Below are 1,223 nucleotides of genomic sequence, written 5' to 3' on the forward strand. Positions count from 1 at the left end.
ATTACAGGTGGTTATAAAAAACCGTTTTAAATAGTTGTGTAACAACATTTTATTATAAGAAAACCGGTTATTGATTCATTTAGTTATTTAAACACTTTAATAAGGTGTTTAAATCAGCTTTTAGTAAGGGCTAAAATTAATAAGTAGGCCGTTGGTCACTCAACTAGGACAAAACTTAAATTACTTATTACACTCAGCCATAGACTCAACTTAAAACACTATTTATAGGTATTAATAATTATGAGCAATGTAAAACAAGGATTAGCTGCAACCGCTTTAATTATGGCGTCGTTTAGTAGTATTGGCGCGCAGCAATGTAGTGATGTAAGTTTGCAAATTTTAGGCTCGGGCGGCCCTGAGCTTAACGATGGTCGCGCATCAACAAGTTACCTTATTTGGCACGAAAATAAAGCCAGAGTGTTAGTTGACGTAGGCTCTGGTGCCAGTATTGGGTTTGATAAAGCAGGTGCAAAATTTAGTGATGTTGATGCCATTTTATTAAGCCATTTACACACTGATCATGCTGGCGATTTACCTAGTTTTATAAAAGGCAGTTACTTTACATAACGCGATAAAACACTTGCGATATTTGGCCCCCAGGGCAACCGTGTAATGGCTTCTACTAATGAATATGCACAAGCGTTACTAGGTAAGCAGGGCGCATTTAGATACTTAAGTGATTACGTAGAAGGTAATGAAAACTACAAATTAGATATTCGTTCTGTTGCATCAACAAAACAAAATGAATTTAAACAATCACTACAAAGTGATTTGGCTGTTAATGCAATGACAGTTAACCATGGACCTATTCCGGCTTTAGCGTGGAAAGTGAGTGTAGCAGGATGCGAACTTGTGTTTGCAGGCGACATGACCGACAAGTTCGGCACATTTACTGACTTTGCTAAAAATGCCGATGTAGTGGTTATGCACAACGCAATTGATGAAAACGCATCAGACGGGGCTAAAAATTTACACATTACCCCAAGTCAAATCACTAAGGTACTAATTGAGGCTGCACCTAAAACGGCGGTTCTATCTCATTTTATGAATCGGTCATTAAAAAATCAGCAATTGTTTAAAAAATCGTTAATTAAATCACTAAAAAGTAACGTAGTTTTTGCAGAAGATGGTTTAAAAATAAACTTATAAAGTATTGCGCATAAGAGTGTTGCGGGTCGCTAGTTTTATCGCTATTTTAAAGGCTCTCTCATAGATGGATTTTA

The 1,223-nt window shown here is 36.5% G+C and carries 2 protein-coding genes; both read left to right on the forward strand.

Annotation, left to right across the window (positions count from 1 at the left end; genetic code table 11):
• Nucleotides 1-240: 240 nt before the first annotated feature.
• Nucleotides 241-567 carry an MBL fold metallo-hydrolase gene (locus GQR46_RS20750; RefSeq protein WP_231611893.1) on the forward strand — a complete coding sequence of 109 codons (327 nt, stop codon included), beginning with the start codon at nt 241-243 and terminating at the stop codon, nt 565-567.
• Nucleotides 568-612: 45 nt separating this feature from the next.
• Nucleotides 613-1,149 (forward strand): hypothetical protein, encoded by a 537-nt coding sequence (locus tag GQR46_RS20755; RefSeq protein WP_231611892.1) that lies wholly within the window; start codon nt 613-615, stop codon nt 1,147-1,149.
• Nucleotides 1,150-1,223: the final 74 nt, after the last annotated feature.

Origin of the sequence: Pseudoalteromonas sp. Z1A6 (genome assembly GCF_011378745.1) — a bacterium.
GTDB classification, from domain to species: domain Bacteria; phylum Pseudomonadota; class Gammaproteobacteria; order Enterobacterales; family Alteromonadaceae; genus Pseudoalteromonas; species Pseudoalteromonas arctica.

Coding starts and splice junctions, on each gene's coding strand:
- GQR46_RS20750 (WP_231611893.1), top strand. CDS start 241: ATGAGCAATGTAAAACAAGGATTAGCTGCAACCGCTTTAATTATGGCG.
- GQR46_RS20755 (WP_231611892.1), top strand. CDS start 613: ATGGCTTCTACTAATGAATATGCACAAGCGTTACTAGGTAAGCAGGGC.